We start from the raw sequence: 26,801 nt of genomic DNA, 5'->3' as shown, positions 1-26,801 counted from the left end.
TATAGCTCCGGTTAATACCCCCCCCGAACCGCAGAGGAGGCTTCGTATCGGGGTTGGGGGCGGGGTGGGTGGCTCCAGCGGTGGGTGCGTCGGCGGCGGTTGGTGGGGTGGGTGCGGGGTCGTCAAAGTCCGTGAGGGGAACCCTGAGGGACTCAGAGTCCCTCAGGGTTCCCCTCACGGATTTGCGTGGAGGGTCAGACTGTGCGGAGCGTGTGGACTGTGCGGCCGTCCAGGGCGGAGCGGCCATGCAGGGCGGCCAGTTCCAGGACTACTGATACGCCGGTGACTGTTGCGCCTGCGTCTTCCAGGAGTTTTGCGGTCGCTGCCACTGTGCCGCCGGTGGCCAGGACGTCGTCCATGACGGCGATGCGTTGGCCTGGCTTCACTACGTTCGCGGGGAGTTCGACGCTGGCGGTGCCGTATTCCAGGGAGTAGTCGACTCGTCCGGCTACCGAAGGGAGTTTGCCTGGTTTTCGGACCAGGACTACGCCCATGCCGCGGGAGTAGCCGACTGCTGCTGCCAGGAGGAAGCCGCGGGCCTCGACGCCGGCCACCAGGGTGGCGGCTGGGTCGAGGGTTTCCGCTAGGGCGTCTGCTACTGCGGCGAAGCCTGGGCCGTCGGCGAAGAGGGGGCTGAGATCGCGGAACAGGACGCCTGGTTCCGGGAAGTCCGGGACTTCGGCGATCAGGTCCAATGCCTCGTCGAGCTTCATGGGGCTCAGCGCTTCTTCTTTCCCGACGGACGCTGCTTCGGGTGCCGTGCGGGGACGCCGGCAGCAGCCGCCATGGCCTTTTCCTTGCGGAGTTCTGCGGCCAGCTGGTCCTCGTCGTTGGCGTCGAAGTCGTCGTCCGCTGCTTCGCGCTTCGCGGCCTTCGCCCGGCGGGCCGCCACGCGGTCGGCCTGCTGGCGATATTGCGGGTCGCGCATCTTGAAGTCGACCAGCAGCGGCGTCGCCAGCGCGACCGACGACAGGACGCCGACAAGGGTACCGGTGAGCTGCACCAGCGCCAGGTCCTGCAGCGTGCCCGAGCCGAGCAGGATGTAGCCGACGATCAGCAGGCCCAGGATCGGCAGCAGGGCGATGAACGCCGTGTTGAACGATCGCATCAGGGTCTGGTTCAGCGCCAGGTTCGCCGCTTCGGCGTACGTGCGCCGCGACAAGCCGAGCAAGCCCCGGGTGTTTTCCCGGACCTTGTCGAACACCACCACGGTGTCGTACAGCGAGAAGCCGAGAATCGTCAGCAAACCGATCACCGTCGCGGGCGTGACCTCGAAGCCCACGAGCGAGTACACGCCCGCGGTGACCACGATGTCGTGCAGCAGCGAGATGAGCGCCGCGAACGCCATCCTGGTGTCGAAGTAGATCGCCAGGAAGATCACGACGGCGACCAGGAACACGCCGAGCGCGATCAGGGCCTGGCGCGAGATCTCGTTGCCCCACGAAGCGCTCACCGCGCTGTCGCTGATGGCCTGCTCGCTCGACTTGCCGTTGGTGCCGACCGGGCCGAGGTCCTCGAAGATCTGCTTCTTGACCTTCGCCACCTGGTCGGCGGTGAGGGTCTCGGAGCGGGTCTGGATGGTCGCCGCGTTGCCGGTGCCGACCGTCTGGGTCTCCGCCGGGGCCTCGCCGAGCGCGGTGTTGAACGACTTGATCACCTGGTCCTGGGTGATCTGGCCGTGCGAACCGTGCGCGGGCAGCTGGATCTGCGTGCCGCCCTCGAACTCGATGCCCACGTTGAAGCCGCGGAAGATCATCGAGCCGATGCACACCAGGAGCAGCAGCGCGAAGAACATGTACCAGCGCTTGCGCGAACCGACGATGTCGACCGCGCCGGTGCCGACGTAGAGCCGGTGGAAGAAGCTTTCCTTCTTGCCGGGCTTGGCCGCGGTGGCGGCGCTTTCCGGGCCGTCCGGGGTTTCCGAGGTGACGCCTGCGGTTTCGTCGCTCACGTCAGGCCTCCTTCACGTTCGCGCGGCGGCCGGGAGCGGGGCGCGTGGACTTGCGCTGGGCGCCGAGCTTCTGGACGGCGCCGAGGCCGAGATTCCGGGGGTTGGACAGGAACTTCGACTTCGAGGTCGACACCATCGCCACGAGCGGATGCGTGACCAGGTAGACGACCACCAGGTCCAGCACCGTCGACATGCCGAGGGTGAACGCGAAGCCCTGCACGTCGCCGACGGCGATGATGTACAGGATCGCGGCGGCCAGGAAGCTGACCGCGTCCGAGGCCAGAATCGTGCGCCGCGCCCGTGCCCAGCCGCGCGGCACCGCGGACCGGAAGGTCCGGCCCTCCCGGATCTCGTCTTTCAGCCGTTCGAAGTAAATGACGAACGAGTCCGCCGTGATGCCGATCGCGATGATCAGGCCGGCGACGCCCGCGAGGTCGAGCGTGTACCCGATCCACCGCCCGAGCAGCACCAGCACCGCGTACACGAGCAGGCCGGACAGCACCAGCGACCAGATCGTGAGGATGCCGAGCAGCCGGTAGTAGAACAAGCAGTAGACGAACACGACCGCGAGGCCGATCGCGCCGGCGATCAGGCCGGCCTGCAGCGAGGCGTAGCCCAGCGTCGCGGACACCGTGGTGGCGTCCGAGGAGTCGAACGACAGCGGAAGCGAACCGTACTTGAGGATGTCCGCCAGGTTCTTCGCGTCGGTCTGGGTGAACTTCCCGGTGATCTGCGTGTTGCCGCCGAGGATGGCGTTCTGCACGGTCGGCGCGGACACCACGTCCGTGTCGAGCACGAACGCCGCCTGCTTGCCGATGTTGGCCGACGTGAAGTCGCCCCAGGTCTTGCCGCCCGCGCCCTTGAAGCTCAGGTCGACGATCCACTGGCCGCGCTGCTGGTCGTAGCCGGAGTTCGCGCTGGAGATCTCGGTGCCGGGGATGAACTCCGGGCCGAGCACGTACTTGGTGGCGTCCTTGTCGCCGCAGGTGACCAGCGGCTGGCCGGGAAGGTCGTTGCCCTCCAGCGGGTCGGCGGCGTTGGGCGCGCAGGTGAGGGCGGCGAGCGCCTTCTGCTGCGCGGCCTGCGCGGCGGCGGCCTCCTGCTGGTTCTTCGGGTCCTTCGGCATCAGCGCGGGAGCCTGGCGCACCGCGCGGGCCGCCTCGATCGGGTTCTTGCCCGCGTCCTGACCGCCTGCTCCCGAGGCCGGGGCCGACGGGGTCGTGCTCGGCGGCTGCTGTGCCGGGGCGCCTTCCGCTCCCCCGCCGCCGGCGGGCTTGCTCGGCGCGGTGGGCGGCGCGCTCGGGGCGCCGGAGGCGGGAGCCGAGGGCGGCGCGGCCGGGGTGTTCGGGACCGAGGTGATCACCTCGCGGATCCCGAGCTTGGCGGTCCGGCCCAGGTTCTTCGCCTCGTCGCCCTGCTCGCCCGGCACGGTGATCACGATGTTGTTGCCGTCGAGCACCACCTCGGTGCCGCCGACGCCGATCCCGTTCACGCGGGTCTCGATGATCTGGCGCGCCTGGTTCAGCGAATCGCGGGTGGGCTGGCCGCCGTCGGGCGTGCGCGCGGTGAGCGTGACCCGGGTGCCGCCCTGGAGGTCGATGCCGAGTTTCGGCGTCGCTTTGCCGCTGCCGGTGAAGAACACCAAGGCGTACAGCACGACCACGATCAGGGCGAAGAAGGCGAGATAGCGTCCCGGGCGGAGATGCCCGGCCGATGGTGCCACGGTGCTTCGGTCTCCTCGAACTGGCACGGACTGGATGGACCCCAAGTGGTTCGGGTGCGCGAGCCGGAAGGGGGTCCTCCGGACGCGGCTGGGCGTGAACTATGACGGCGGACACGCACGCAGCACCGAGACAGTACTCGGTGCTGCGTGAGCCCGGCGTTCGCCCGTACCGACTTTCGTAGGCTGTGGGCGGATCACTGCCCGGTGAAGCCCGGAGGCTACTTCTTCCCGTGCTCCAGCGGGGGCGCCACCTGCGCACCGGAGGCCTGGCTCTCCTCGGCGGAGATCGACTCCTGGGCCGGGGCCTCCGACGAGGACGCCGCGGTCTCCGGGGCCGAGGCGATGCCCGCGGCCTCGTCGGCCGTCTCGGCGGTCTCGTCGCCCTCGACGACCGGCTCGACCTTCTCGCGCACCGCGAGCCGCAGCCAGGTGGTGACGACGCCCGGCGCGATCTCGATGTCGATCGTGGTGTCGCTGCTGGTGTCGGCGACCGTGCCGTACATGCCCGACGTGGTCATCACGCGGTCGCCAGCGGAAATGCTGTTCTGCATCTCCTGCTGAGCCGCCTGCTGCTTCTTCTGCTTGCGGGTGCCCATGACGAGCGGCACGGCCACCACGAGCAGCAGCAGCAACGGCAGCAGTAACTGGTTCATGACTCTCCTCGACGGACGCCTTTCTCGGCTGCCCGCGTCCGGTTTCGACGGATGTGCTGTGTTCGAGTGTGCCAGGTACCGGCGGAAACGCCACCACCCGGGCCGCTGTCCGCCCTTGTCAGGCCTGGTCGAACAGCGTCGGACCGCCCGCGTCGGGCCGTCCCGCCTCCGGGGGCGGGACCAGTCCGAGGTGCAGCCACGCGGCCGCGGTCGCGACCCGGCCGCGCGGAGTGCGGGCGAGCATACCGGCCCGGACCAGGTAGGGCTCGCACACCTCCTCGACCGTAGTGGCCTCCTCGCCGACGGCGACCGCGAGCGTCGAAATGCCCACCGGTCCCCCGCCGAACGAGCGGGTCAGCGCGCCGAGCACGGCCCGGTCCAACCGGTCCAGGCCCAGCTCGTCGACGTCGTAGACCTTCAGCGCGGCCTGCGCGACCTCCAGGGTCACCTTGCCGTCGGCGCGCACCTCGGCGTAGTCGCGGACCCGGCGCAGCAGCCGGTTGGCGATCCGGGGCGTGCCGCGCGACCGGCCGGCGATCTCGGCGCAGCCGTCGCTGTCGATCTCGATGCCGAGGATCTTCGCGGCGCGGCGGACCACCAGCTCCAATTCGGCCGCGGAGTAGAACTCCATCTGGCCGGTGAAGCCGAACCGGTCGCGCAGCGGGCCGGTCAGCGAACCGGACCGGGTGGTAGCCCCGACCAGCGTGAACGGTGCGATTTCCAGCGGGATGCTGGTGGCGCCGGGCCCCTTGCCGACGACGACGTCGACCCGGAAGTCCTCCATCGCGAGATACAGCATTTCCTCGGCGGGCCGGGCGATGCGGTGGATCTCGTCGATGAACAGGACGTCGCCGGGCGCCAGGTTGGACAGCATCGCGGCCAGGTCGCCCGCGCGTTCCAGGGCTGGCCCGGAGGTGATCCGGATGGCCGCGCCCAGTTCGGCGGCGACGATCATCGCCATGCTCGTCTTGCCGAGCCCGGGCGGGCCGGACAGCAGCACGTGGTCCGGCGGCACGTCGCGCCGCCGCGCGCTCTCCAGCACCAGTTCCAGCTGCTCGCGGACGCGTTCCTGGCCGACGAACTCGTCCAGTTTGCGCGGCCGGAGCGAGGTCTCCAGGTCGCGTTCGCCGGTCTGGGCGAGCGCGGACAGGGTTTCGTCGTCCGCCTCGTAGCCGCCGGTGTCGAACTCGGTCACTTCGTGGTTCATCGGCGGCTACCGCTTGCGGCCCAGCGCGGCCAGCGCCGCGCGCAGCACCGAGGACGTGGTGTGCCCGTCGCCCTCGGACAGCACCCGGTCCACCGCCTGCTCGGCTTGTTTGGCCGGGAAACCCAGCCCGGCCAGCGCTTCCACCACCTCGCCGCGCAGCGCGCCGGGCGCGGTGACGACCGGGGCGTCGGCGGCGCCGCCGAGCGCGGTGACCTTGTCCCGCAGTTCGAGGCTGAGCCGCTCGGCTCCCTTGCGGCCGATGCCGGGGACCTGAGTGAGGACGGTGATGTTGCCTTCGACGAGCGCCGCGCGCAGTTTGTCCGGCTCCAGCACGGCCAGCGTCGCCAGCGCGAGCCGCGGCCCGATCCCGGACACCGTCTGGAGCAGGCCGAACAGCTCGCGCGCGTCCTCCTCGGCGAACCCGAAGAGGGTCAGCGAGTCCTCGCGCACGACCAGCGCGGTGTGCAGCCGCGTCTGCTCGCCGCGGCGCAGCGTGGCCAGCGTCGCCGGAGTGGCCTGCACGGCGAGGCCGACACCGCCGACCTCGACCACCACGTGGTCGAGCCCGACGGACAGCACTTCGCCGCGTACCGAGGAGATCATCGTCGTGCTCCTGTTTCGTTCTGCTTCGTGGTGGTTCCGGCCGCTTTGGCCGCGGCCGCCAGCCGGGCCTTGTGGGCGCGGACCAATTCGGCCGCGCGGGCCTCGGCCTCGGCGAGCCGGACCCGCATCGGCTCGCGCCAGAGGTGGCAGATGGCGAGCGCGAGCGCGTCGGCCGCGTCCGCCGGATGCGGTTTGACCTCGAGCCCGAGCAGCCGCATCACCATGGTGGTGACCTGCGCTTTGTCCGCGCGGCCGGACCCGGTGACGGCGGCCTTGACCTCGCTGGGCGTGTGGAAGACGACCGGCAGCCCGCGCCGCGCCGCCGACAGCGCCACGACCCCGCCCGCCTGCGCGGTGCCCATCGCGGTGCGGACGTTGTGCTGCGCGAACACCCGCTCGACGGCGACCGCTTCGGGCCGGTACTTGTCGAGCCAGCGCTCCACCTCGTCGGCGACGCCGAGCAGCCGCTGCGCGAGATCCTGGTCGGCGGGCGTGCGCACGACCCCGACCGCGACCGGGCGCACCGACCGGCCCTTGCCGCCGTCGACCACGCCGAGGCCGCACCTGGTCAGACCGGGGTCGACCCCGAGCACCCGCACCGTTTCTCCTTCGCCCGCGCGAACATCCGTTCGACGTGCAGGCTAACGGTCGCGGTGCGCGGGCCTGCGCATGGACACGCGCAACGCATGGTCACACCTGGCGGGCGACCCTTGTGCGCGAGCACGATGGAGGCATGCCGGGACCGGAGGACTACGTCGCGCACCTGGGCCTGGAGCCGCTGCCGGTGGAGGGCGGCCGGTTCGCGCAGAGCTGGCGCGCGGACGAGGGGTCGGCGATCTATTACCTGCTCACCGCGCCCGAGATCTCCGCGCCGCACCGCCTCGACCGCGTCGAGGTGTTCGTGCACCACGCGGGATCACCTGCGCGGATGCTCCTGCTGCATCCCGGCGGCGAGGTGACGCGTCCAGTGCTGGGCAGCGACGTGGCCGCCGGGGAACGTCCGCAGGTGGTCGTGCCTGCCGGGACGTGGCAAGCGACAGTGCCGTTGGGCGCGTGGAGCCTGCTCGGCACCGTGGTGATGCCGCCTTATACCGACGACTGCGTGGAATTCGCGGATCCGGCGACGCTGGCCGCCCAGTTCCCGGACGCCGGCGACGACCTGGCCGCGCTGGGTTGATCGGGCAGGTCAGGGACCGTCGACGCCGGGAGTCCAGCTCTCCGGGTCGCCGCTCTCGGTGAGGACCGGCTGCCATTCGGCGAAGCCCTCGGGCGCGTCGGCATGCCACGGGAAGTACCCCTCCGGCGTCGCGACGATCATCTGCAGCGCCGGGAAGTCGCCGTCCGGGTAGACGAGGAACGCGGACCCGAAGTACTCCGGGTAGTGGCCTTTCGCGACGCGCTCGAAGATCACCGGCGCGCCGTCGAAGAAATCGTCGTAGCGTTTGCCGACCTCGAAGATCTCGCCGTTGGCGGACCGGTCGACGTACGCGTCGAGCAGCACCGGGGCCATGTGGTCGGGCAGGCCGATCACGACCGCCTCGGGCACGTTGTGCAGCGCCCACGCGCACGCGGTGAAGCAGTAGCCCGCGCCCTGGTCGTCGGCGGGCACGGCGATGACCGCGTTCCCTCGTTCCCTCGCCTGGGTTTCGATCCAGGCGATGAGGCTCTGCTCTTGCTCGGTGAGCGCGGAGGTCGTCACGGCCGACATTCTGCCCCACCCGCGCGCCCGAGCCCAGTCCCCGCGCCGGTCATTTTCCCGCCGTCCCAAGGATTTTCGCGCTTTCCCTTGCGCACCAAGGGAAATTCACGCGAAAACGGCCGCGCCCCCGGAGTGCCGGGGGCGCGGCCGTGTCGCGGGCGATTGGATCAGTCCACCGCGGCCATGACCTCATCGGACACGTCGAAGTTGGCGTACACGTTCTGCACGTCGTCGCAGTCCTCGAGCGCGTCGATCAGCTTGAAGACCTTCTTCGCGCCGTCGACGTCGAGCGGCACGCTCACCGACGGCAGGAAGGTCAGCTCGGCCGATTCGTACTCGAACCCGGCCTCCTGCAGCGCCTTGCGCACCGGCACCAGGTCGCCGCCCTCGGAGACGATCTCGAAGCTCTCGTCGAGGTCGTTGACCTCCTCGGCGCCCGCGTCGAGGACCGCCATCAGGACGTCGTCCTCGGTCGCGTCCGCCTTGGGCATGATCACGACGCCCTTGCGGTTGAACATGTAGGCGACCGAGCCCGGGTCGGCGAGCGAGCCGTTGTTGCGCGTGAGCGCGGTCCGGACCTCCATCGCGGCGCGGTTCTTGTTGTCGGTGAGGCACTCGATCAGCACCGCCACGCCGTTCGGGCCGTAGCCCTCGTACGTGATGTTCTGCCAGTCGGCGCCGCCCGCTTCCTCGCCGGCGCCGCGCTTGCGCGCGCGCTCGATGTTGTCCTGCGGGACGGAGTTCTTCTTCGCCTTCTGGATCGCGTCGTACAGCGTGGGGTTGCCGTCCGGGTCCCCTCCCCCGGTCCCGGTGCGGGCGGCGACCTCGATGTTCTTGATCAGCCGCGCGAAGAGCTTGCCCCGCTTGGCGTCGAGGTTCGCCTTCTTGTGCTTCGTCGTGGCCCACTTGGAGTGGCCGCTCATCTTTCCTCCATCTGTTCCCGCGGCCGCGTGCCTCCCGGCGCGGCCGCCGCAATCCTTTGCTCAGGCTTTCCGCACGAGCTCGACGAACAGCCGGTGCACGCGCTCGTCCCGGGTGATCTCCGGGTGGAACGCCGTGGCCACCACCGCCCCCTGCCGGACGGCGACGATCCTATCCGCCCTGGGCCCGTCCGGCGGGTCCTCCGGGTCGGGCACGGTGGCCAGCACCTCGACGCCGTCTCCCGCCTTCTCGACCCACGGGGCCCGGATGAACACCGCGTGCAGCGGTCCGCCGGGCACGCCGGCGAACGGGAGGTCGGCCTCGAAGGAGTCGACCTGCCTGCCGAACGCGTTGCGCCGCACGACCACGTCGAGGCCGCCGAGCTGCTGCTGGTCCGGGCGCCCGTCGAGCACCTGGCGGGCCAGCAGGATCATCCCGGCGCACGAGCCGAAGGCGGGCAGGCCGCCCGCGATCGCCTCGCGCAGCGGTTCGAGCAGCTCGAAGGTCTCGAGCAGCCGAGACATCGTGGTGGACTCCCCGCCGGGCAGCACCAGGCCGGCTATTCCGGACAGCTCGGCGGGGCGGCGCACCGGAACCGCGCGGGCGCCCGCGCTTTCCAGCATCGCGACGTGCTCGCGCACGGCGCCTTGCAGGGCGAGCACGCCGACCGCCGGCCGTGCTCCCGTAGCTGTCGCCACCCGACCTCCCGTGAGACGTTCGCATCAGCTTAGGGGGACCGTCCGGAGCGCAACCGGGCAGGTCAGGCGGGCACCACCGGGGCCGCCGCCCACCCGGGGAGCGCTCCGCCGGCCGATCCTGAACCGAGGCGAAGTGGACTGCTGAAATCTGTCGCCAGTGGCCACCTCGAAGGTGGTCTCCACCGGCACCGGTCCATTCTGCCGTTCCCGGCCCGGACCCGTCTTCCATGGTAGGCCGATCCGGAAGCCCCAGGTCAACGCTCCCCGGCGGAAAAGTGACCGAGCCCAAGTGGATCTTCCGCCGAGGGAAGTGGCCTTCCGAGATACCCGTGCAATGGCCTGGCTCAGCGGTCCACCGCCGACTTACGCTGAAGGGGAAGAACGCTTCCGCTCCCCCGAGAAAGGCCCGAAGGTGTCGCAGCAGCAGAACGCCGAACCCCAGACCGTCACCGGCACCGCGAAGGTGAAGCGCGGCATGGCGGAGATGCTCAAGGGCGGCGTCATCATGGACGTCGTGACCGCCGACCAGGCCAAGATCGCCGAGGACGCGGGCGCGGTCGCGGTCATGGCGCTGGAGCGCGTCCCCGCGGACATCCGCGCGCAGGGCGGCGTCGCCCGGATGAGCGACCCGGACCTGATCGACGGCATCATCGAAGCGGTGTCGATCCCGGTCATGGCGAAGGCGCGGATCGGCCACTTCGTCGAGGCGCAGGTGCTGCAGTCGCTCGGCGTCGACTACATCGACGAGTCCGAGGTGCTCACCCCCGCCGACTACGCGAACCACATCGACAAGTGGGCGTTCACCGTGCCGTTCGTGTGCGGCGCGACCAACCTCGGCGAGGCCCTGCGCCGCATCACCGAGGGCGCGGCGATGATCCGCTCGAAGGGCGAGGCCGGCACCGGCGACGTCTCGAACGCGACCACGCACATGCGCAAGATCCGCGGCGAGATCCGCCGCCTGCAGAACCTGCCCGAGGACGAGCTGTTCGTCGCGGCCAAGGAGCTGCAGGCGCCGTACGAACTGGTCCGCGAAGTGGCCGAGGCGGGCAAGCTGCCGGTGGTGCTCTTCACCGCGGGCGGCATCGCGACCCCGGCCGACGCGGCGATGATGATGCAGCTGGGCGCGGAGGGCGTGTTCGTGGGCTCGGGCATCTTCAAGTCCGGGAACCCGGCGCAGCGTGCCGAGGCGATCGTGAAGGCGACGACGTTCCACGACGACCCCGATGTGCTGGCGAAGGTGTCGCGCGGGCTCGGGGAGGCGATGGTGGGGATCAACGTCGAGGACGTGCCGGAGCCGCACCGGCTCGCTGAGCGCGGCTGGTGATTGTTCGGCTCTGATTCAGGTTTCGATGCGAACGGCGAGGGCACTGTGCCCTCGCCGTTCGTTCATTGCGAAAGAACTCGCTCGACTCGATCCCGCAGATCCGTGTCCGCGATCTCCGAGCTTGCCATCCTGCCGAGCAGCTCCGAGACGAATTCGCGGTCGAAATTCGGCAGTCGCGCCATCTCGACGGCCCAGGGAACGGCCAGCAGCATCCAGTAGGGACGTCCGGAATTCCAGGCCGACTCGACGGTAAGCTCGATCAGCCTCTCCGGAGCGGACACGCCTCCCCCGTCGAGAGATTCCCACGCGCGGGAGAACTCGCCGAGGCAGGCCGACAGGTCGCGCTCCAGGAAGGGCCACATCGGCACGAACCCGGATGCTTCAAGGGTCGCCCGGCCCTCCAGTTCAACGCCTGCGCCGATCAGGCCGCCGGGCATGATGCCGATCCATGCCCCGTCTCCGCGGTACACCGCTGGAGTCCACTCGGTCACGGCAACGATTTTACCCCTCGCACGCGGCTGGTCGAGCCGTCCGCCATCAACCCCGAGGGCTCATTCGCTGTGCCGCCCCCGGGCATAGCTGTACGACTCCAGCACCACCCGCCACACGACCTCGATCTCTTCCCGGTCCCGAGGCCCGTACACGAGCTGCGTGTTCTGGATCGGGTGCGGCACACCCCACCCCGCCTCGGTCACCAGTTTCTTCGCGATCGGCGGGAGCGTCAGGTGAAGGCTGCCGTCCTGTTGCGGGTGCAGGTGGGCGAATTCCCGGCTGCGCTTGATGAACGCGTCGTCCGGACCGGTGCCGAACTCCGGGGCCAGGTGGATCGCCCTTGCTTCCGGGTAGGGCACGTGCGTCGGCGCCAGGTAGACGCCCGCCAGCGAGCGCATCCGTTGCCACAGTTCTTCCTGCAGCGTCGTCGGAGCGATCTGGTTGAGCTGGCCGTGCGGGATCGGGCCGCGGGTGCGCGGGGCCGGGCCGTCGCGGTCGGGGATGTCGAACATGAGTCCTCCAAGGAGTGAGTCAGACTGGTCGGGTGCGCTGGTAGCGCCTGCCGTGGTAGACGAGGGGGTCGCCGGGCCGGGTGGTGGCTGCGCGGACCTCTCCTAGCAGGAGGCCGTGGTCTCCTGCGTCCACCGTTTCCCGGCGGTGGCATTCGATGGCGGCCAGTGCGTCGGGATGCAGGAGGGTGCCCTGCTCGCCTGGTTGGAAGCCGGTGCTGCCGAAGCGGTCGGCGCCGGGTGTCGCGAACAGGGCGGCCAGTTCGGTTTGCTCCGCGGCCAGGACGTTGACGCCGAATCGTGAGCAGCGGGAGAAAACATCGTAGGAGCTTGATGTTTTCGCCTGGCAAACGAGCAGTAGCGGCGGGCGCATCGATACTGAGGTCACCGAGGTCGCGGCGTATCCGCGCGGGGTGCCGTCGTCGTCGAGGGCGGTCACCACGCAGACGCCGCCGGCCAGTGCTGACATCGCGTCTTTGAACTCGTCGAGCAGCGCGGCGGTCATCGGGCATCACCAGTTGCGGCGGGGACGGCCGAGGGCTTGAGCCATTCGCCGTCGGGGGTGCCGAAGCCGTGTTCCAGGCGGAAGACCGTGCGGCCCCTTCGGATGGTGCGTGCGACGCGGCCGGTGAACATCCAGCCCGCATACGCTGTCCAGCCGCATTTCGCTTGGACGTCGCCGGGGCCGAAGGACCAGTTTTCGGCCGGGTCGAACAGCACCAGGTCCGCGTCTAGGCCGGGAGCGATCGCGCCCTTGCGGTCGGCGATCCCGAACAGCCGGGCTGGTTCGGCGGCTAGCACGCGGGTGACGATCGGCAGCAGGTCGTCCGGCGTGGCATCGGGTGCGCGGCGGCACAGGCCGGTGTACAGGGCGGGGAAAAGTTCCTGCACTCCGGGCAGCCCGGGCGGGGCGTCGGGAGCCGCGACGGTCTTGTCCGGGAACGCGTGCGGTGCGTGGTCACTGCCCACAGTGGACACTTCGCCGCGGAACACCGCGTCCCACAACCGGTCCTGGTCGGCTTGTTCCCGGATGGCGGGGCTGAGCCGGATGCGCGAACCGCACCGGGCGGTGTCGGCCGCGGTGAAGGACAGGTGGTGCCCGGTGGCCTCCCAGGTGACCGGCAGCCCGGCCGCGCCGGCCGCGGTGAGCAGGTCGGCCTCCTCCCGGCTGGACACGTGCAGCACGTGCGCCGCGGTGCCGTGCCGCCGCGCCAGCTCGATCAGCTTGGCCACGGCGACGATCCCGCCCGAGCGCGGCCGGAACCGTTCGTAGTCGCGGTAGGTCGCCGGGGCGCCCTGCCACTGGTCGAGGAGCGCGAAGACGTCGTCGTCCTCGGCGTGGAAGAGCAGCCGCAGGCCCTGTCGTTTCGCGACGGCGAACAGTTCGTCGAGCCGACCGGGGTCGCGCAGCACGTGCGGTGCGGTGTGGTGCCCGGTGAGGAATGCCTTCGCGGTCAGCGCTTCGGCGGGCTCGAATGTTTCCAGCGATTCCACGGCCTCTGGGTTGACGCCCGCGTGAAAGCGGTAGTCGACCAGGCTGGTGCCGCGGATTTCCGCGTCCTTGGCACGGGCGTCGGCGGGAGTGAACGTCGCCGGGCGCGTGTTGGGCATGTCGAACACTGTCGTGACGCCGCCCGCCACCGCCGCGCGCGACGCGTGCGCCCAGTCCTCCTTTTCGGTCAGGCCCGGAGTACGGAAGTGCACGTGGGAATCGATCAGGCCGGGCAGGACGTGCCGCCCGGCGGCGTCGATCTCCTCGGTGCCGGACACGGTGCTCCCGGCGGGGAGCACGTCGGCGATTTTCCCGCCGGCGACGGCGATGTCGGCGAGGCGGACGCCGCCGGGGCCGGTCACCCGGCCGCCCCGGACGACGAGGTCGTAGTTCTTCACGCGGCCCATGGCAGGCTCACCAGCTCTCGGCTCAGGTCGTTGGTCGGGCCCATCAGCGCGACGGCGCGGGCGTCGCGGGCCATCCGGTTGATCGGGTTCGTCACCACGTACCCGGCGCTGCCGAGCAGCCGGGCGATCGCGGCGACGACTTCCTCGGCCGTCTGCGAGGCGTGGATTTTGCTGTGCAGCGTGACCTCGCCGGGGTCGGCTCCGTCGCGGCGGCCGGCCCGTTCGACCAATGCGCGGGCGGACTCCACCTGCCCGCGCAGGTCCACCAGACGGTGCCGGACGGCCTGCAGGTCGAGCAGCGATTTCCGTTGTGCCGCTTGGAAACCGAGGTCCCACGCGGCTTCGGCGATCCCGGCCGACACCGCGCCGAGGGTGGCCCCGGACTGGCGGACGCCGGCGATGATCGTGCTCGCGGTGTCGCGCGGCCCGAGCAGCGCTTCCGGGCCGAGGCGGCAGTCCTTGAGTTCCACGAACCCGGTCGCCGACGCGCGCATGCCGACCAGGTCCAGGCTCAGGTCCGGCTCGATGCCCGGGTTGGTCGCGGGCACCAGGAAGAAACTCTGCCCGCCGGATCCGTACGCGGCTTCGTCGGACTCCCCCACCGGCGTGCTCTGCGCGAGCACCAGGTAGACGTCGGTGATCCCGGCGCCAGTGGTGAAAGCCTTGCCGCCGCTGACAGTCCAGCTGCCGTCGGGCATTTCGTCGGCGACCGTGGAGAGGTTCTTCTTCGCCGCACCGGCCCCGGATTCGCTCCACGCGGACGCGGCCAGCCACTCGCCGGACGCGAGTTTCGGCAGCAGTTCTTCGCGCTGGGCGTCGCTGCCCCATTCGGCGATCCGGCTGCACACGGCCAGGTGCTGGAACGCGATGATCGCGGTGGACGGGTCGTGCCGCGCGATCCGCGCGATCATCCGATTGCCTTCCAGGGCGTCCGCCCCGGCTCCGCCGTACCGGCGCGGGACGACGAGGCCGGGCAGCGGCGAGTTCCGCAGCGCGGCCAGCACCTCGGAAGCCGGACGACCGGCTTCGTCGGCCGCCGCGGCGTGCTCCGCGAGTACGTCGACCAGCTCGTCGACGCCGAGGCGCACGGGGGTGGTCAGGTCGACAGCAGACACGAATCCTCCTTCAGGGCATGGGGATCGAACGAATCAATGGTCACCGCGCCGGTGAACGACACCGCCTTCTCCGGGACGCTGACCCAGGACAGCTCGCTGTCCTGGTCGTGGCCGGACACCGCGGCGTCCGAAGTGGTGCACCCGCCGGCGGTGCGGATGCGCAGCGACGCGGTGCGCCGGGTCTCGCCGCCGGCCAGCTGGAACGGGATGGTGCCGCGGATCCGGCGGGCCGCGCCGAGGCAAACAGCGCCGGTGAGCGCGAGCGTCGGATGCCACGACGGCACCGAGACCGCGCGCGCAGCCAGCCCGTTCTCGCCGTCCGGCAGAACCGCGGCCACCTTCGGGAACGCGCCGTCGACGGGATAGCCGTACTGCCGCGCGGCCGAGCGGCGGATCGCGCTCATCGTGCGGAACAGCGGCTGCCCGGCGGCGAAAAGCTCCTCCGGGGTGTCGACGCCGAGGTCGTGGCCGGACAGGAACAGGTACGGGTTCCCGACCGAGACCGCGGAGACCCGGATCGCGCCGTCGTCGAAGGGCAGGTCCGTGGTGGTCTCGCCGAACGGCAGCAGTTCGCCGAGCGGCACCGCGGGGTGGTTGAGGAAGTGCGCGGTGAACGTCGTCCGGTCGCGGACGCATTCGTCGACCTCGCACACCACGTGGTCGTTGTTGTTGAGCACGCGCACCCGGACGCGGTGTTCGGGCGCGAGCCTCCCGATCCAGCCGAGCCTGCTGGCCACGACCACCGACGAGAGCACCGAATGGCCGCAGCTGCCGCGGAATTCGAACCGCGCCGGATCGCCGGGAATGACCTGCACGAACCGGTAGTCGAGGTCGAACAGCGGATGCTCGGAGACCGACACGAGCGCGATCTTCGTGACCGCGGCGAGGCCGTGTTCGGCGAGCCAGGCGACGCCGTCGGACAGCGCTTCGGCGAGCGCCTCCTCGGACGCCGGCAGCCGCTCGGCGGGCAGCACCAGCGTGGAACTCGGGCTGCCGTGGGCATGGGCGATGTGGGCGAGCATCAGGCCGCGCTCCTTTCCCTGGCACCGCCGCTCACCAGCTGTTCGCTCCAGATCCGGTGGATCAGCAGCGACCAGATGGCCAGCGCCGATTCGTCGTTGGGCCGGGCGGCCTGCGCGTCGAACAACCCGGCCACGGCCTGCGGATCGAGCTGCCCGCGATCGGCGAGCGACGGTCCGGAAAGCATGTCTCGGGCGTAGCTGTGCAACGGCTGCCCGGCCGCGAGCATCGAGGTGATCGGCAGCGTGAACGGCTGTTTCGGCCGATCGAGCACCGAATCCGGCACGAGGCCCCGGCCAGCCGCGTAGAGCGCGCGCTTCACCTCGCGGCCGCGCACGCGCTGCTCGGCGGGCAGCCGCCGGGCCAGGCGCGTCACCGAGCGCTGACAGAACGGCAGTCGCACCTCGACCGAATGCGCCATGCTCAAGTGGTCGACGCGGCGCAAATGATAGGCGGGCAAGCGTTCGTCCACTTCGAACTCGGTGATCGCGGACAACCGGTCCGGCCCGGCTCCGCGCAGCCGCCGCGCGATCCGGTCGGCCTCAGTTCCGTTGCGCCGCACCAGGTCCCGGTATTCGTCGGTGTACAGCCGGTCTCGCAGCGCGGCGGGCACGGCCGCGAGCGCTTCGACGTATCCGTTCGGCCAGTCCTCGGCGCCGCCCACCGCGTCGCTGATCCGGCGGTAGCCGCCGAAGATCTCGTCGGCGGCGTCGCCGGAGAGCGTCACCTTGAACCCGGCGTCGTGCACGCCCTGGAACAACAGGTAGGTGCTCAGCGTGATCGGGTCCGCGTTGGGCTGGCCGAGGTGCCACACGACTTCGCCGAGCAGGTCCGGGAACGTCGCCGGGTCCGCTTCGATCTGGTGATACGTCGCGCCGCAGCGGGCAGCGACCTCGCGGGCGTAGGCCTTTTCGTCGAACGGCCAGTCGCCGGTGTAGGCGATGTTGAACGCGTGCACGTGCGGGACCTTCTCCGCCAGCAACGCCGTCACCAGGCTGGAATCCAGTCCCCCGCTGGTGATCGTCGAAATCGGGACGTCGGCCAGTGCGAGCCTGCGGGTTTCGGCGCGCAGCGTGTCGCGCACACGGCCGCCCGCCTCGTCGAGGTCGCCTCCCTCGACCGGGAGCGCGCTTTCCGCGCGCCGCGAGATCTTCAGCCCGCCCGAGCGCGTGTAGACGGCGGTGGCCGCCCGCGGCAGCACCCGGACGCGGTCGAACATCGTCCGCTCCCCGAAGGGCGTTTTGGTGGTGAGGTAGCTGTCGAGCCCCTCGTCCCGCTGCTCCCACCCGACGCCGGGGACGCTCAGCAGAGCCGGCAGCTCCGACGAGAAATACAGCTCCCGGCGTTCCGGGTTTTCGTGGTGGTACAGCGGTTTCATGCCCGCGTCGTCGGTGACGAGCACGAGCTTCGGCTCGGCGCGGGAGTCCAGCACCGCGATGGCGTACATCCCGTCGAGGTGGTCGACGAAGTCCAGGCCGTACTTGTGGTACAGCGCCGGGAGCACGTTGCCGTCGCAGTGGTCGTGGAAGACGTAGCCTGCCGCGTGCAGATCGCGGCGCAGCACGTCGTGGTTGTAGATCTCGCCGTTGAAGACGACCTGGATCTCGCGGCCGAGCCGGTAAGGCTGCTCGCCGCCGTCGAGGTCCACAATGGCCAGCCGGTTGTTGCCCAGCGCCCAGCCTTCGCCCGCCGCGCTGAACCGGGCATCCGGGCCGCCGTGCCGCTGCAGCGCCGAAACCGCGCGCAGATGGTGGTGCGCGAGATTCCCGCCCAAGTGTCCGTAGATCCGGCACATGACTACTGCTTCACCTCCGCGGATACGCCCGCACGGGCGTAGAGGACAGGGTCGAACGGCGTCGGTCCGCCGCACGTGGCGAACCGCCCCTCGGCCGATTCCGGATTGCGCGTGCCGTGCGGCACGCCGGGGGCGGCGAACAGCACGTCGCCGGGAGAGACGTCGTGCCAGCGGTCGATCAGGTACATCTGGCCGTCGCCCTCGAAAGCGATGAACGCCTCTTCGCTCTCCGGGTGCTGGTGGACGTTGAAAGTCTGGCCAGGGTCCTGGATCCCGCAGTGCAGGCACAGCCGCGCGCTGCCGGTTCCGGGCCAGAAAAGGAAATTCATGACGGCGGTCTTCTCGTCGGCGGCGATCTCGCCGGTGCCGCTGAACCCGTGCAATTGCGTTTCGGTGTTCCACAGTTCGTTTTCGAGCCGCGGCGCGGAGCCGGTGGGTTCGTTGCCCGCCAAGCGGGTTCGCCACACGTACGCGGTCAGGCCGTCGTCGCCCGCTTCGAGTTCGAGCGTCCGCCCGGTCGGCGAGTGCAAGGCCGAACCGCGGGCGATTTCCGTGCGATGCCCGGTGACGTCGCCGTGGCCGGAGCCCGCGAAGACGACCGCGACGTTCTCTTCCTCCAGCGCCCAGCCGAGCCGCCACGCCTTCCCCGGCGCGACCTCCACGACGAGCAAAGTCACCCGTTGCGCCCCCATGGCCGGGCCCACTGGCTCGGCGACGCGGCCCCAGTCGAACGGCGAGAAGACGAAGTCCGCGGCGCGGACGATCGTTCCCTGAATGTGGTCGACAAGCATCCCATGTCCCATCAGGTTGCCGATAATTGCCCAGTGACGGAAGCTGAATTGATCAACGCGATTCGATTCCGCGTTTCGCTTCCGGTGGCGACCGTACTAGCCGGGCACAGCGCGCCGCAAAGCCGTCAGCGGGCCGGTCGAATTGGCGCAAATTACGCAGCAGTCATTGACTGTATCGATCCAGTACATTTCCCGCTCCGCCAAATGCCGCAACCGGAGCGTCCGCTAGTGCCCGGAGGGCAATCGAAAAGAAGGGGCAGATTTTTCCTGTGAGCGTCGCCACAGTTTAAGGGGACGGAACATTGACCTTACCAGCGCGAATTCACGAAAGCTCGTGCCGCATAAGGAAACTTGACAACTCAGGACCACACAAGACAGTCGGAATTTCCCGTGAAGACGACGTGCCGCCGAGGACGGAGCCAACACTTTCCGACATGGCGGAACATGATCGGCAACGGAACCGGCGACCGTCTTTCCGGCACGAAAAAGAGGCGACCATCCTTGAGATGATCGCCTCCGGGCGCGGAAATGGAACTATTCCGGAATAGCGTTCAGCGCGGTGTCGACAACCTGTGCCAGCAACGTCTTGTCGCGGCAGACCGCACTCATCACGCGCAGCCCCTGAATCATCGTCACCAGGAAATTCGACAACGCCGGGATATCGGCGCCCTGCGGCAGTTCGCCCATGCTGCGGGCCAGGTGCAGCGTTCCGTAGAAGGAATCCTGCAGCGCGGCGATCGCGTCGCACACGATCCGGTTGGCCGCGTCGTCGTGCGGCACCCGCTCGGTGATCGCCATGACGAGCAGGCAGCCCGGCCGGCCGGGCTCCTTCATCGCGTCGTCGATCCGGCCGAGCAGCAGATCGCGCATCACCTGCCGGATCGGCACCCGCTGCATCAGCGATTCCCGGGTGGCGTCGGTGGTCTGCCGGACGTACCGCTGCAGCGCTCGTTCGTAGAGGCCGTGCTTGCTGTCGAACGCGGCGTAGAGCGAACCGCGGCCGAGCCCGGTCGCCTCGGCGAGATCCTGGATCGAGGTGGCTTCGTAGCCCTTGCGCCAGAAGACCTCCATGGCCTTCTGGATCACCTCGTCGGTGTCGAACTCGCGAACTCGGGGCATGCCTCCAGGATAAAGAAGCTGGAACGACAGGTCAACAATAGAGCGCTTCATCTGGACTGATCGGTCAACAATAAGAACCTCAGATTTCTCGTTTCGCTTGCTGTACAAGGGGTATAGCGCCGAAGGTAAGGCTTTTGACTTAACTATTATTTGCCGATCGTTCCAGATTTGGTACCGTCGAAGCGACCGCCGGATGCGGTCCGTGTGCGACCGGTCCCGGTGCGCACCCTCCTGTGGCCGGCGGCACCGAAGAGAAAACCGCACTCGCCAGACAAGGAGAGTTCTCATGCCTCACGTGCAGCGCCGGTCGTCCGTCAGCGACGAATTGGCCTGGCAGATCGTCCGCGCCGCCGACGAGGCCGCGAAGGCGACCGACAAGCGGTTCGCCGTCGCGGTGGTGGACGAAGGCGGAAACCTGAAGGCGTTCCTGCGCCAGGACGGCGCGAAGCTCAACGCCGTGCAGGTCGCGCAGGACAAGGCCTACACCGCGGCGTCCTCGGCGATGCCGACGGAGAAGTGGTCCGAGGTGCTCGACGCCGACCCGGTGCTGCGGACCGCCGCGCCCACGGCGATCGACCGCCTGGTCGGCATGGGCGGCGGCCTCCCGATCATGGTCGACGGCGAACTGGCCGGCGCGATCGGCGTCTCCGGCGCGCATTGGACCGACGACGTCAAGATCGCCGAGGCCGGACTGTCGGCGCTCGAATCCTGATCATCGCCCGAACCCTCCGGGAGTCACGATGCCCATCGCCCTGTTCGTGCTCGGACTGACGGTGTTCAGCCTGGGCACGACCGAGTTCATGATCGCCGGCCTGCTGCCGGAACTGTCCGGCGCGTTCGGCGTCTCCCTGCCGCAGGCCGGGCTGCTCATCTCGCTGTTCGCGGTCGGCGTCGTCATCGGCGCTCCGCTGATCACCGCCGCGACCACCAAGGTGCCGCGCAAGACGGCGCTCGTCGCGCTGCTCGTGGTGTTCATCGCGGGCGAGGTGCTCGCCGCCGCCGCGCCGTCGTTCGGCGTGCTGATGGCCGCGCGCGTGGTCACCGCCGTCGCGCACGGCTCGTTCTTCGGCATCGGCGCGGTGGTGGCGTCGAACCTGGTCGAACCGGGCAAGCGCGCCCGGGCCATCGCGATCATGTTCGGCGGCCTGACCATCGCCACCATCGCCGGGGTTCCGCTCGGCACGTTCGTCGGCCAGCACTTCGGCTGGCGCGCGACCTTCCTCGCGGTCGCGATCCTCGGCGTGATCGACCTGATCGGCGTCCTCGCGCTGGTGCCGCACCAGCCGCGGGCGGGCCACCTCGGCCTGCGCCACGAACTGGCCGCGTTCCGCAATCCCAAGGTGTGGCTGGCGCTGGGCACGACCACGCTCAGCCAGGCGGCGCTCTACACCGCCTACACCTACATCGCGCCGTTGCTGACCGACCTCACCGGGTTCTCCGCCGGAATGGTGCCTCCGCTGCTGGCGCTGTTCGGCTTCGGCACGTTCCTCGGCAGCGTGCTCGGCGGCAAGCTCGCCGACCGTTCGCTGATGGGCACGCTGTGCGCGGGCCTGCTGCTGCTCGCGGTGATGCTCGGTGCGTTTTCCCTTACTGCGCATAGTAAACCGGCCATGATCGCGACGCTGTTCCTGTTCGGGATCGGCAGCTTCCTGATCAACCCGGCGCTGCAGACCCGCGTGATGAACGAGACCGAAGGCGCGCCGACGCTGGCGAGCACAAGCAACATTTCGGCGTTCAACGTCGGCAACGCGCTCGGCCCGTGGCTCGGCGGCGTCGGCCTCAGCGCGGGAGCCGGGCTGCTTTCCCCGAGCTGGATCGGCGCCGGGCTGGCCGTGGCGTCGCTGGTCGTCGCGCTCGGCGCGGTGGGCCTGGACCGCCGCACAGGAAAGGAGGTGAACGACGATGCCGGTCGTGCACGTGAACTGGTGGAAGGGAGCCGGTGAGGCCGAACGCCGCGAGCTCGTCGAGGAAGTGACGGGCACCGTTTCGAGGCTCGCGAAATGCCCCGAAGCCGCGGTCACGGTCATCATCACCGACGTCGAAAAGGACCACTGGGGCCTCGGCGGGAAGCTCGCCGGAGACCTCTGAACGGAGGCCGGGGCGGGCTGCCCGCCCCGGCCTTCCCCTTCCGGGAGGAGCCATGACCGGACGCGCGATCGGGCCGGAAGACCCGCGCTACCCGGATTTCACCGCCGGAGTCAACCAGCGCTACACCGCGAAACCGGCGGCGGTGCACCTGCCGCGCACCGCCGACGAGGTCGCTTCAGCGGTCTCCGGCGCGAGCGGACGGCTCTCGATCCGCAGCGGCGGGCACTGCTTCGAGGATTTCGTCCACCACGAGGGGGTCGACGAAATCCTCGATCTCAGCGAACTGTCCGAAGTGGACTACGCGGACGGCCTCTACTCCGTCGGAGCCGGGGCGCGGCTGCAGGACGTCTACGAACGGCTGTACCGCGGCTGGGGCGTGACGATCCCGGGCGGGATCTGCTATTCGGTCGGCGCCGGAGGCCACGTCACCGGCGGCGGCTACGGCCTGCTGTCGCGGCGGGACGGCCTCACCGTCGACCACCTGCACGGCGTCGAGGTCGTGCTCGCCGACGGCCGGACGATCGTGGTCACCCGCGATTCTTCCGGTCCGGAGGCCGATCTCTTCTGGGCGCACACTGGGGGTGGCGGCGGCTCGTTCGGCGTGGTGACACGGTTCCTGTTCCGTGCGCCGCTCGTCCGGCCGCCGTCCGAAGTGCTCGTCGCGGCCTTGTCGGTGCCGTGGGCCGAGCTCGACGAACGGCGGTTCGCCCGGCTGCTCGGCGGTTACGCGCGCTGGCACCATGAGCACCGTGCGCCGGACTCGCCGGGCGCGGCGCTGTCGAGCCTGCTGATGCTGAACCACCGCTGCAACGGGACGGTCGGCTTGGTGGCGCAGATCGACGCCGGCGCACCGGACGCGGACCGGGTGCTCGACGAGTACCTCTCGAGCGTCCTCGGCGATCTGGCGGCGACCGGGTTCGCGCAGGCTGGCGAATTCGGCCCGATGCCCGGACTCGCCCCTCCGCGACGGCTCACCTGGCTGCGGGCGACGCGGCTCCTCGGCACGAACACTCCGGTGCTCGCCGACCCGACCTTGCGCGCCGAGCACAAGTCGGCTTACGTCCGGAGCACTCTGCCGGAGTCGCAGCTGCGGACCGCCTACGAGTATCTGACCCGGCCGGACGTGACGAACCCGGAGACCATGCTGGTCGCGTTTTCCTACGGCGGCGCGATTTCCGCGGTCGACCCGGCCGCGACCGCGGTGGCCCAGCGCGACAGCACGTTCAAGCTGCTGTACCAGGCCTTCTGGTCCACAGTGGACGCGGATGCGGCGAATATCGGCTGGGTGCGGGACTTCTACCGCGCGATGTACACGGAGACCGGCGGGGTGCCGGTGCCGGGCGAGGTCGCCGACGGGTGTTATATCAACTATCCGGACGCCGATCTGTCCGATCCGGACTGGAACACGTCCGGGGTTCCTTGGCACGACTTGTACTTCAAGGACAATTACGCGCGGCTGCGGCGGGCGAAGACGCAGTGGGACCCGGAGGACGTGTTCCGGCACCGCCAGTCGGTCCGGCCTGCCTAGCGCGGGCCGAACCACCCGGCGAGGGCGGCGGCGAGCCCTGAGTCCGGTCCAGCCCACGCGACGTATCCGTCCGGGCGCAGCAGAATCGCCGGTTCGCCGAGGTCCTCGTCGTGCGCAACAACGTCAACGCCGTCTTTCCACTTCGCCGCCACGTCTTCGGCACCGGCAGCACCAGGACCGAGCAACAGCACCGGGCGGCCCGGATGCAGCAGTTCCGCGACCGAGCGCTCGCCGAGCGGGAAGTTCGGCAGGAACTCCCCTGTCCTGCCGCGGCCGTCGCCGTAGCGCACTCCCTGCGCGCTGACCCGGTCGCTGAGCAGCCGGTTGCCGTCCGAAGTGGACAGCAGGTCGGCGACCAGCGCGCGCAGCGGTTCGAACTCCGGCCCCGGCCGCATCAGCGCCGCTTGCGCACGGGTGTTCTCGATGACGGCTTCGGCGACCGGATGCCGTTCCGCGTGGTAGGTGTCCAGCAGTGCGTCCGGTGCCGTGCCCGCGACGACCATCGCGAGCTTCCAGCCGAGATTGAACGCGTCCTGCAGGCCGAGGTTGAGCCCCTGCCCGCCGAGCGGGGCGTGCACGTGGGCCGCGTCGCCGGCAAGGAAGAGCCTGCCGCGGCGGTAGGAGTCGGCCAGGCGCGTGAAGTCGCTGAACCGGCCGACGAACGTCGCGTCGGACATCGGCACGTCGTGGCCGAGGATGCGCGAGGCGGCCGCCCGAAGATCCTCGAGACCTGCCGAGGCGCCGCGTTCCGGGAGCGGCTCGGTGAACTCGTGGGTGAGGATCCTGCTCTGCCCGGCCGGGTTGACGTTGATCAGCGTCCAGCCGGTCGGGCCCTGCGTCCAGCCGCCGGGCACCCGCGCGGGGTCGCCGAGCCTGGCCAGGCCGAGAAGCCCGGCGAACGTGGCCGGGTGGGTCGTCCCGGTGAACCCCGCCTCTTCGCGGACGATGCTGCGGGCGCCGTCGCAGCCCACGACGTAGTCGGCGGTGAGTTCGCCGTGGTCGGTGGAGACGCTGACCTGCTCGCCGTCGTCCCGGACCCCGGTCACCCGGCGGCCGCGCAGGATCGTGACGCCAAGCGAACGGGCCTGCGCCTCGAAAAAGCGCTCGATGTCGGACTGCGCTTGCCCGACCATCGGCGCGCCTTCGAGCGCGGGCGATTCCAGCGTCAGCACCGGACGGCCGCCGAAGTGGAACGGAGTCTCGACGATCGCGCGCGGGTCGCGCCGGGGCGGCACGGGCAGATAGCCACGGCGCAGCAACGACTGTGCGGTACGCGCGTGCAAAGTCCCCGCACGTGGTTCGTCATGCGTGGCAGTGAGTTTCTCGACGACTGTCACGGGTACACCGTGCCTGCCGAGTTCGGTGGCCAGCAGCATGCCGACCGGCCCGCCGCCGACGACGATCACTCCGGGCATCTTCCCTCTCCTTCGCTGCGGAGCCGAAAGGTACGAGGTCGTAATGTCCGTCATTGTATAGTACGAAGATGGAGCGTGACTTCGTCGACGACGTCCTGGACCAATGGCGCGCGCAACGCCCGGACCTCGACCCGGCCCCGCTGTCGGTGCTGGCCCGCCTGACGCGGATCGCGCGCCGGGTGACCCGCCGCCTCGACGAAACCCTGAAGGACTACGGCGTTCTCCACGCGGACCTGGACATCCTCGCCACTCTGCGGCGCGCGGGGGCGCCGTACGAGCTGACCCTGTCCGAGATCGCGCGCTGGATGCTGGCCGGCAACAGCACCATGACCAGCAGGCTGGACCGGCTGGTGGCCGCGGGTCTGGTCGACCGCAAGCAAAACCCGGCGAACCGCCGCACCGCGCTGATCCGGCTCACTCCGGCCGGGCTGGCCCTCGCCGACGAGGCGGTCGCCGTGGAACTGGCCGAGCAGGAGAAGCTGGTGAGCGGTTTGAGCGGCGAGGACCAGCGCGAACTGGCCGATCTGCTGCGCAGGCTGTGCCGTTCGATGGGCGAGATTCCGGACTGAGCGCTCAGGATTGCCGCTGGGCGATGTCGACCATCCACGTGATCCCGAACTTGTCCACGAGCGAACCGGCCTCGTCGCCCCAGGACTGTTTCTCCAGCGGCAACGTCACGGTGCCGCCAGCGGACAGCTTCTCGAAGCAGCCCCGGAGTTTGCCGTCGTCGCCCCCGAGGAACAGCGCGACGTTGTTGCCCGGCTGGAAGGACACCCGCTCCGGCACGTCCCACGCCATCACCGTGCAGCCGTCCGGCGTCCTGAGCACGGAGTGCATGATCTGGTCCGTGTCGCCGCCGGGAGCCTCCGGAGAGCCGAAATCGCCGTAGGTGCCCAGGTCCAGTTCGCCGCCGAGGACTTCCCGGTAGAACTCCATCGCCTGCCTGGCGTTTCCGGCGAAGGCGAGGCACGGGGTGAGCTGAGATCCCATCCGATACTCCTTGGTTCGAGGCGGAAGCCGAGCCTCTCAGGCGAATCACGACACCCTGTGTCGCGTATTCGCGGAAGTCCACTGTGGACTCGGGGCAACCCCTATCGCGCCCCCTGAACCCCGGGAACCACCGGTGTCCTTTCAATTACCAGCAGTAACGTCGGCCGCATGAAAATAGGACTCAACATCGGTTATTGGGGCGCCGGCAACGATGCGACGAACCTCCAGCTCGCCCAGGAGGCCGACCGGCTCGGGTTCTCCGTCGTGTGGGTGGCCGAGGCCTACGGCTCGGACGCCGCGACCGTGCTGGGCTGGCTCGCCGCGCGCACCGAACGCGTCGACCTCGGCAGCGCCATCCTGCAGATCCCGGCCCGCCGCCCGACCATGACCGCGATGACCGCAGCGACCCTGGACAACCTCTCCGGCGGCAGGTTCCGGCTCGGGCTCGGGGTTTCCGGGCCGCAGGTGTCCGAGGGCTGGTACGGCGTCCCGTTCCGGAAACCAGTGCAGCGGACCCGCGAATACGTCGACATCGTGGGCAAAGCGCTGCGCTACGAACGGGTCCGGCACGACGGCGCGCACTTCCAGCTCCCGCTGCCCGGCGGCCCCGGCAAGGCGCTGCCGCTGGCCGTGCCGCCCGCCCGCGAGCACATCCCGCTCTACCTCGCCGCCCTCGGCCCGCAGAACCTGGAACTCACCGGCGAAATCGCCGACGGCTGGCTCGGCCTGTTCTTCTCCCCCGAGCACAGCCACGAGTCCCTGGACCGGATCCGCGCCGGCCGCGAGAAAGCCGGCACCACTCTCGACGGATTCGACGTCGCGACCACCGCCCCGCTCGCCGTCGGCGACGACTGGCTGGAGGCGGCCGACCACGCCCGCCCCTACGTCGCCGGATTCGTCGGCGGAGCGGGCAGCCGCGAGAACAACTTCTACCGCGACCTCATGGCCAGGATGGGATACGAGGCCGCCGCCGACGAGGTCCGCGAGCGGTACCTGACCATGGACTACGCCGGCGCGATGGCCGCCATCCCGACGGAATTCCTCGACAAGACCTCGCTTCTCGGCCCGAAACAGCGCATCGCCGACCGGATGCAGGCGCTCGCCGAGAGCGGCGTCACCACTCTTGCGCTCTCCCCCACTCATCCCGATCCGGAAGCCAGCAAGCGCGCTCTGCGAGTCGCCGCGGAAGCCCTTGACGCGTCTGGTGTCGGCGACTGATCCACAGTGGACACAACGCTGGGATGCGTTGCCACAGCGCATG

The 26,801-nt window shown here is 69.8% G+C and carries 29 protein-coding genes; 8 read left to right on the top strand and 21 right to left on the bottom strand.

The annotated features are described in order from the left end of the window. Positions 1-194 precede the first annotated feature (194 nt). The 7 genes from ACFXI3_RS21210 to ruvC form a co-directional block, all read right to left on the bottom strand. Complete coding sequence (locus ACFXI3_RS21210) at positions 195-713, bottom strand: adenine phosphoribosyltransferase (protein WP_378401489.1); 519 nt, start codon at positions 711-713, stop codon at positions 195-197. A 5-nt stretch (positions 714-718) separates the two neighbouring features. Beyond that, on the bottom strand, positions 719-1,951 hold the full coding sequence (secF, locus tag ACFXI3_RS21205; protein WP_378401487.1) for a protein translocase subunit SecF: 1,233 nt from the start codon (positions 1,949-1,951) through the stop codon (positions 719-721). A gap of 1 nt (position 1,952) precedes the next feature. Next, positions 1,953-3,674 (bottom strand): protein translocase subunit SecD, encoded by a 1,722-nt coding sequence (gene secD, locus ACFXI3_RS21200; RefSeq protein WP_378401485.1) that lies wholly within the window; start codon positions 3,672-3,674, stop codon positions 1,953-1,955. A gap of 218 nt (positions 3,675-3,892) precedes the next feature. Next, complete coding sequence (yajC, locus tag ACFXI3_RS21195; RefSeq protein ID WP_344276928.1) at positions 3,893-4,327, bottom strand: preprotein translocase subunit YajC; 435 nt, start codon at positions 4,325-4,327, stop codon at positions 3,893-3,895. 118 nt (positions 4,328-4,445) lie between these two features. Then, a complete protein-coding gene (gene ruvB / locus ACFXI3_RS21190) occupies positions 4,446-5,534 on the bottom strand; it encodes a Holliday junction branch migration DNA helicase RuvB (RefSeq protein WP_344276931.1) in 1,089 nt (362 codons plus the stop codon). Positions 5,535-5,540: 6 nt separating this feature from the next. After that, on the bottom strand, positions 5,541-6,137 hold the full coding sequence (ruvA, locus tag ACFXI3_RS21185) for a Holliday junction branch migration protein RuvA (RefSeq protein ID WP_344276934.1): 597 nt from the start codon (positions 6,135-6,137) through the stop codon (positions 5,541-5,543). Continuing rightward, positions 6,134-6,736 carry a crossover junction endodeoxyribonuclease RuvC gene (gene ruvC, locus ACFXI3_RS21180; protein WP_037811289.1) on the bottom strand — a complete coding sequence of 201 codons (603 nt, stop codon included), beginning with the start codon at positions 6,734-6,736 and terminating at the stop codon, positions 6,134-6,136. Before ruvC ends, ruvA begins: the two co-directional genes overlap by 4 nt. Before the next feature lie 134 nt (positions 6,737-6,870). Here ruvC and ACFXI3_RS21175 point away from each other — a divergent pair, with 134 nt between their 5' ends. Beyond that, on the top strand, positions 6,871-7,314 hold the full coding sequence (locus ACFXI3_RS21175; protein WP_378401481.1) for a cupin domain-containing protein: 444 nt from the start codon (positions 6,871-6,873) through the stop codon (positions 7,312-7,314). A 9-nt stretch (positions 7,315-7,323) separates the two neighbouring features. Here the strand turns inward: ACFXI3_RS21175 and ACFXI3_RS21170 are convergent, their stop codons facing one another. The 3 genes from ACFXI3_RS21170 to pdxT all read right to left on the bottom strand — a co-directional run bounded on the left by ACFXI3_RS21170 (position 7,324) and on the right by pdxT (position 9,455). Then, the gene (locus ACFXI3_RS21170) at positions 7,324-7,845 is read right to left on the bottom strand and encodes a DUF4262 domain-containing protein (protein ID WP_344276943.1); all 522 of its coding nucleotides are present in this window, start codon (positions 7,843-7,845) and stop codon (positions 7,324-7,326) included. A gap of 158 nt (positions 7,846-8,003) precedes the next feature. Beyond that, positions 8,004-8,759, bottom strand: coding sequence for a YebC/PmpR family DNA-binding transcriptional regulator (locus tag ACFXI3_RS21165; protein ID WP_116204315.1), 756 nt, complete (start codon positions 8,757-8,759; stop codon positions 8,004-8,006). A 60-nt stretch (positions 8,760-8,819) separates the two neighbouring features. Then, positions 8,820-9,455: a pyridoxal 5'-phosphate synthase glutaminase subunit PdxT gene (pdxT, locus tag ACFXI3_RS21160; RefSeq protein ID WP_344276950.1), complete on the bottom strand. Its 636-nt coding sequence runs from the start codon at positions 9,453-9,455 to the stop codon at positions 8,820-8,822. A gap of 412 nt (positions 9,456-9,867) precedes the next feature. Here pdxT and pdxS point away from each other — a divergent pair, with 412 nt between their 5' ends. Further along, positions 9,868-10,779 carry a pyridoxal 5'-phosphate synthase lyase subunit PdxS gene (pdxS, locus tag ACFXI3_RS21155; protein WP_344276953.1) on the top strand — a complete coding sequence of 304 codons (912 nt, stop codon included), beginning with the start codon at positions 9,868-9,870 and terminating at the stop codon, positions 10,777-10,779. A gap of 62 nt (positions 10,780-10,841) precedes the next feature. Here the strand turns inward: pdxS and ACFXI3_RS21150 are convergent, their stop codons facing one another. From ACFXI3_RS21150 to ACFXI3_RS21110, 9 genes are all read right to left on the bottom strand, one after another. Continuing rightward, on the bottom strand, positions 10,842-11,270 hold the full coding sequence (locus ACFXI3_RS21150) for a hypothetical protein (RefSeq protein ID WP_378401478.1): 429 nt from the start codon (positions 11,268-11,270) through the stop codon (positions 10,842-10,844). 60 nt (positions 11,271-11,330) lie between these two features. Beyond that, positions 11,331-11,783, bottom strand: a complete 453-nt coding sequence (locus ACFXI3_RS21145; RefSeq protein WP_378401476.1) for a luciferase family protein — start codon at positions 11,781-11,783, stop codon at positions 11,331-11,333. A 19-nt stretch (positions 11,784-11,802) separates the two neighbouring features. After that, the gene (locus ACFXI3_RS21140; protein ID WP_378401474.1) at positions 11,803-12,285 is read right to left on the bottom strand and encodes a flavin reductase family protein; all 483 of its coding nucleotides are present in this window, start codon (positions 12,283-12,285) and stop codon (positions 11,803-11,805) included. Continuing rightward, positions 12,282-13,670 carry a dihydroorotase family protein gene (locus ACFXI3_RS21135; RefSeq protein ID WP_378401472.1) on the bottom strand — a complete coding sequence of 463 codons (1,389 nt, stop codon included), beginning with the start codon at positions 13,668-13,670 and terminating at the stop codon, positions 12,282-12,284. Before ACFXI3_RS21135 ends, ACFXI3_RS21140 begins: the two co-directional genes overlap by 4 nt. Beyond that, a complete protein-coding gene (locus tag ACFXI3_RS21130) occupies positions 13,667-14,794 on the bottom strand; it encodes an acyl-CoA dehydrogenase family protein (RefSeq protein ID WP_378401470.1) in 1,128 nt (375 codons plus the stop codon). The genes ACFXI3_RS21135 and ACFXI3_RS21130 overlap by 4 nt, the downstream gene beginning before the upstream one ends. Next, positions 14,776-15,816 carry a PrpF domain-containing protein gene (locus ACFXI3_RS21125; protein WP_378401468.1) on the bottom strand — a complete coding sequence of 347 codons (1,041 nt, stop codon included), beginning with the start codon at positions 15,814-15,816 and terminating at the stop codon, positions 14,776-14,778. The genes ACFXI3_RS21130 and ACFXI3_RS21125 overlap by 19 nt, the downstream gene beginning before the upstream one ends. Then, the gene (gene asnB, locus ACFXI3_RS21120; protein WP_378401466.1) at positions 15,816-17,609 is read right to left on the bottom strand and encodes an asparagine synthase (glutamine-hydrolyzing); all 1,794 of its coding nucleotides are present in this window, start codon (positions 17,607-17,609) and stop codon (positions 15,816-15,818) included. The genes ACFXI3_RS21125 and asnB overlap by 1 nt, the downstream gene beginning before the upstream one ends. Positions 17,610-17,611: 2 nt before the next feature. After that, complete coding sequence (locus ACFXI3_RS21115; protein ID WP_378401464.1) at positions 17,612-18,412, bottom strand: cupin domain-containing protein; 801 nt, start codon at positions 18,410-18,412, stop codon at positions 17,612-17,614. A 522-nt stretch (positions 18,413-18,934) separates the two neighbouring features. Continuing rightward, the gene (locus ACFXI3_RS21110; protein WP_378401463.1) at positions 18,935-19,519 is read right to left on the bottom strand and encodes a TetR/AcrR family transcriptional regulator; all 585 of its coding nucleotides are present in this window, start codon (positions 19,517-19,519) and stop codon (positions 18,935-18,937) included. Between the two features lie 286 nt (positions 19,520-19,805). Between ACFXI3_RS21110 and ACFXI3_RS21105 the strand changes: the two genes are divergently transcribed. Genes ACFXI3_RS21105 through ACFXI3_RS21090 form a run of 4 tightly spaced genes read left to right on the top strand, consistent with a single transcriptional unit; the run spans position 19,806 to position 23,135 of the window. Then, on the top strand, positions 19,806-20,231 hold the full coding sequence (locus tag ACFXI3_RS21105) for a heme-binding protein (RefSeq protein ID WP_378401461.1): 426 nt from the start codon (positions 19,806-19,808) through the stop codon (positions 20,229-20,231). A 28-nt stretch (positions 20,232-20,259) separates the two neighbouring features. Beyond that, on the top strand, positions 20,260-21,462 hold the full coding sequence (locus tag ACFXI3_RS21100) for a Cmx/CmrA family chloramphenicol efflux MFS transporter (RefSeq protein ID WP_378401459.1): 1,203 nt from the start codon (positions 20,260-20,262) through the stop codon (positions 21,460-21,462). Beyond that, on the top strand, positions 21,422-21,607 hold the full coding sequence (locus ACFXI3_RS21095; protein ID WP_344276987.1) for a tautomerase family protein: 186 nt from the start codon (positions 21,422-21,424) through the stop codon (positions 21,605-21,607). The genes ACFXI3_RS21100 and ACFXI3_RS21095 overlap by 41 nt, the downstream gene beginning before the upstream one ends. 52 nt (positions 21,608-21,659) lie before the next feature. Beyond that, positions 21,660-23,135 (top strand): FAD-binding oxidoreductase, encoded by a 1,476-nt coding sequence (locus ACFXI3_RS21090; RefSeq protein ID WP_378401457.1) that lies wholly within the window; start codon positions 21,660-21,662, stop codon positions 23,133-23,135. Here ACFXI3_RS21090 and ACFXI3_RS21085 read toward each other — a convergent pair. Beyond that, positions 23,132-24,550 (bottom strand): FAD-dependent monooxygenase, encoded by a 1,419-nt coding sequence (locus ACFXI3_RS21085; RefSeq protein ID WP_378401455.1) that lies wholly within the window; start codon positions 24,548-24,550, stop codon positions 23,132-23,134. The genes ACFXI3_RS21090 and ACFXI3_RS21085 overlap by 4 nt on opposite strands. Positions 24,551-24,618: 68 nt before the next feature. Here ACFXI3_RS21085 and ACFXI3_RS21080 point away from each other — a divergent pair, with 68 nt between their 5' ends. After that, positions 24,619-25,119 (top strand): MarR family winged helix-turn-helix transcriptional regulator, encoded by a 501-nt coding sequence (locus ACFXI3_RS21080; protein ID WP_378401453.1) that lies wholly within the window; start codon positions 24,619-24,621, stop codon positions 25,117-25,119. A gap of 4 nt (positions 25,120-25,123) precedes the next feature. On the opposite strand, the gene ACFXI3_RS21075 is transcribed toward ACFXI3_RS21080, so the two are convergent. Then, entirely contained in the window at positions 25,124-25,540 is a 417-nt protein-coding gene (locus ACFXI3_RS21075; protein ID WP_378401451.1) for a VOC family protein, read from the bottom strand. A gap of 168 nt (positions 25,541-25,708) precedes the next feature. Here ACFXI3_RS21075 and ACFXI3_RS21070 point away from each other — a divergent pair, with 168 nt between their 5' ends. Next, positions 25,709-26,758 carry an LLM class F420-dependent oxidoreductase gene (locus ACFXI3_RS21070; RefSeq protein ID WP_378401449.1) on the top strand — a complete coding sequence of 350 codons (1,050 nt, stop codon included), beginning with the start codon at positions 25,709-25,711 and terminating at the stop codon, positions 26,756-26,758. Positions 26,759-26,801 lie beyond the last annotated feature (43 nt).

Origin of the sequence: Amycolatopsis sp. NPDC059235 (assembly GCF_042754125.1) — a bacterium.
Classification (GTDB): domain Bacteria; phylum Actinomycetota; class Actinomycetes; order Mycobacteriales; family Pseudonocardiaceae; genus Amycolatopsis; species Amycolatopsis albidoflava.
The sequence above is the reverse complement of the archived record's forward strand: the minus strand, read 5'-3'. Positions and strand labels throughout refer to the sequence as shown.

Bases quoted from the DNA above. Each gene is read 5' to 3' on its own strand.
- ACFXI3_RS21210 (WP_378401489.1), bottom strand. From the start codon at position 713: ATGAAGCTCGACGAGGCATTGGACCTGATCGCCGAAGTCCCGGACTTC.
- yajC (WP_344276928.1), bottom strand. From the start codon at position 4,327: ATGAACCAGTTACTGCTGCCGTTGCTGCTGCTGCTCGTGGTGGCCGTG.
- ruvB (WP_344276931.1), bottom strand. From the start codon at position 5,534: ATGAACCACGAAGTGACCGAGTTCGACACCGGCGGCTACGAGGCGGAC.
- ruvA (WP_344276934.1), bottom strand. From the start codon at position 6,137: ATGATCTCCTCGGTACGCGGCGAAGTGCTGTCCGTCGGGCTCGACCAC.
- ACFXI3_RS21175 (WP_378401481.1), top strand. From the start codon at position 6,871: ATGCCGGGACCGGAGGACTACGTCGCGCACCTGGGCCTGGAGCCGCTG.
- ACFXI3_RS21170 (WP_344276943.1), bottom strand. From the start codon at position 7,845: ATGTCGGCCGTGACGACCTCCGCGCTCACCGAGCAAGAGCAGAGCCTC.
- ACFXI3_RS21165 (WP_116204315.1), bottom strand. From the start codon at position 8,759: ATGAGCGGCCACTCCAAGTGGGCCACGACGAAGCACAAGAAGGCGAAC.
- ACFXI3_RS21145 (WP_378401476.1), bottom strand. From the start codon at position 11,783: ATGTTCGACATCCCCGACCGCGACGGCCCGGCCCCGCGCACCCGCGGC.
- ACFXI3_RS21140 (WP_378401474.1), bottom strand. From the start codon at position 12,285: ATGACCGCCGCGCTGCTCGACGAGTTCAAAGACGCGATGTCAGCACTG.
- ACFXI3_RS21125 (WP_378401468.1), bottom strand. From the start codon at position 15,816: ATGCTCGCCCACATCGCCCATGCCCACGGCAGCCCGAGTTCCACGCTG.
- asnB (WP_378401466.1), bottom strand. From the start codon at position 17,609: ATGTGCCGGATCTACGGACACTTGGGCGGGAATCTCGCGCACCACCAT.
- ACFXI3_RS21115 (WP_378401464.1), bottom strand. From the start codon at position 18,412: ATGGGACATGGGATGCTTGTCGACCACATTCAGGGAACGATCGTCCGC.
- ACFXI3_RS21110 (WP_378401463.1), bottom strand. From the start codon at position 19,519: ATGCCCCGAGTTCGCGAGTTCGACACCGACGAGGTGATCCAGAAGGCC.
- ACFXI3_RS21105 (WP_378401461.1), top strand. From the start codon at position 19,806: ATGCCTCACGTGCAGCGCCGGTCGTCCGTCAGCGACGAATTGGCCTGG.
- ACFXI3_RS21100 (WP_378401459.1), top strand. From the start codon at position 20,260: ATGCCCATCGCCCTGTTCGTGCTCGGACTGACGGTGTTCAGCCTGGGC.
- ACFXI3_RS21095 (WP_344276987.1), top strand. From the start codon at position 21,422: ATGCCGGTCGTGCACGTGAACTGGTGGAAGGGAGCCGGTGAGGCCGAA.
- ACFXI3_RS21090 (WP_378401457.1), top strand. From the start codon at position 21,660: ATGACCGGACGCGCGATCGGGCCGGAAGACCCGCGCTACCCGGATTTC.
- ACFXI3_RS21085 (WP_378401455.1), bottom strand. From the start codon at position 24,550: ATGCCCGGAGTGATCGTCGTCGGCGGCGGGCCGGTCGGCATGCTGCTG.
- ACFXI3_RS21080 (WP_378401453.1), top strand. From the start codon at position 24,619: ATGGAGCGTGACTTCGTCGACGACGTCCTGGACCAATGGCGCGCGCAA.
- ACFXI3_RS21075 (WP_378401451.1), bottom strand. From the start codon at position 25,540: ATGGGATCTCAGCTCACCCCGTGCCTCGCCTTCGCCGGAAACGCCAGG.
- ACFXI3_RS21070 (WP_378401449.1), top strand. From the start codon at position 25,709: ATGAAAATAGGACTCAACATCGGTTATTGGGGCGCCGGCAACGATGCG.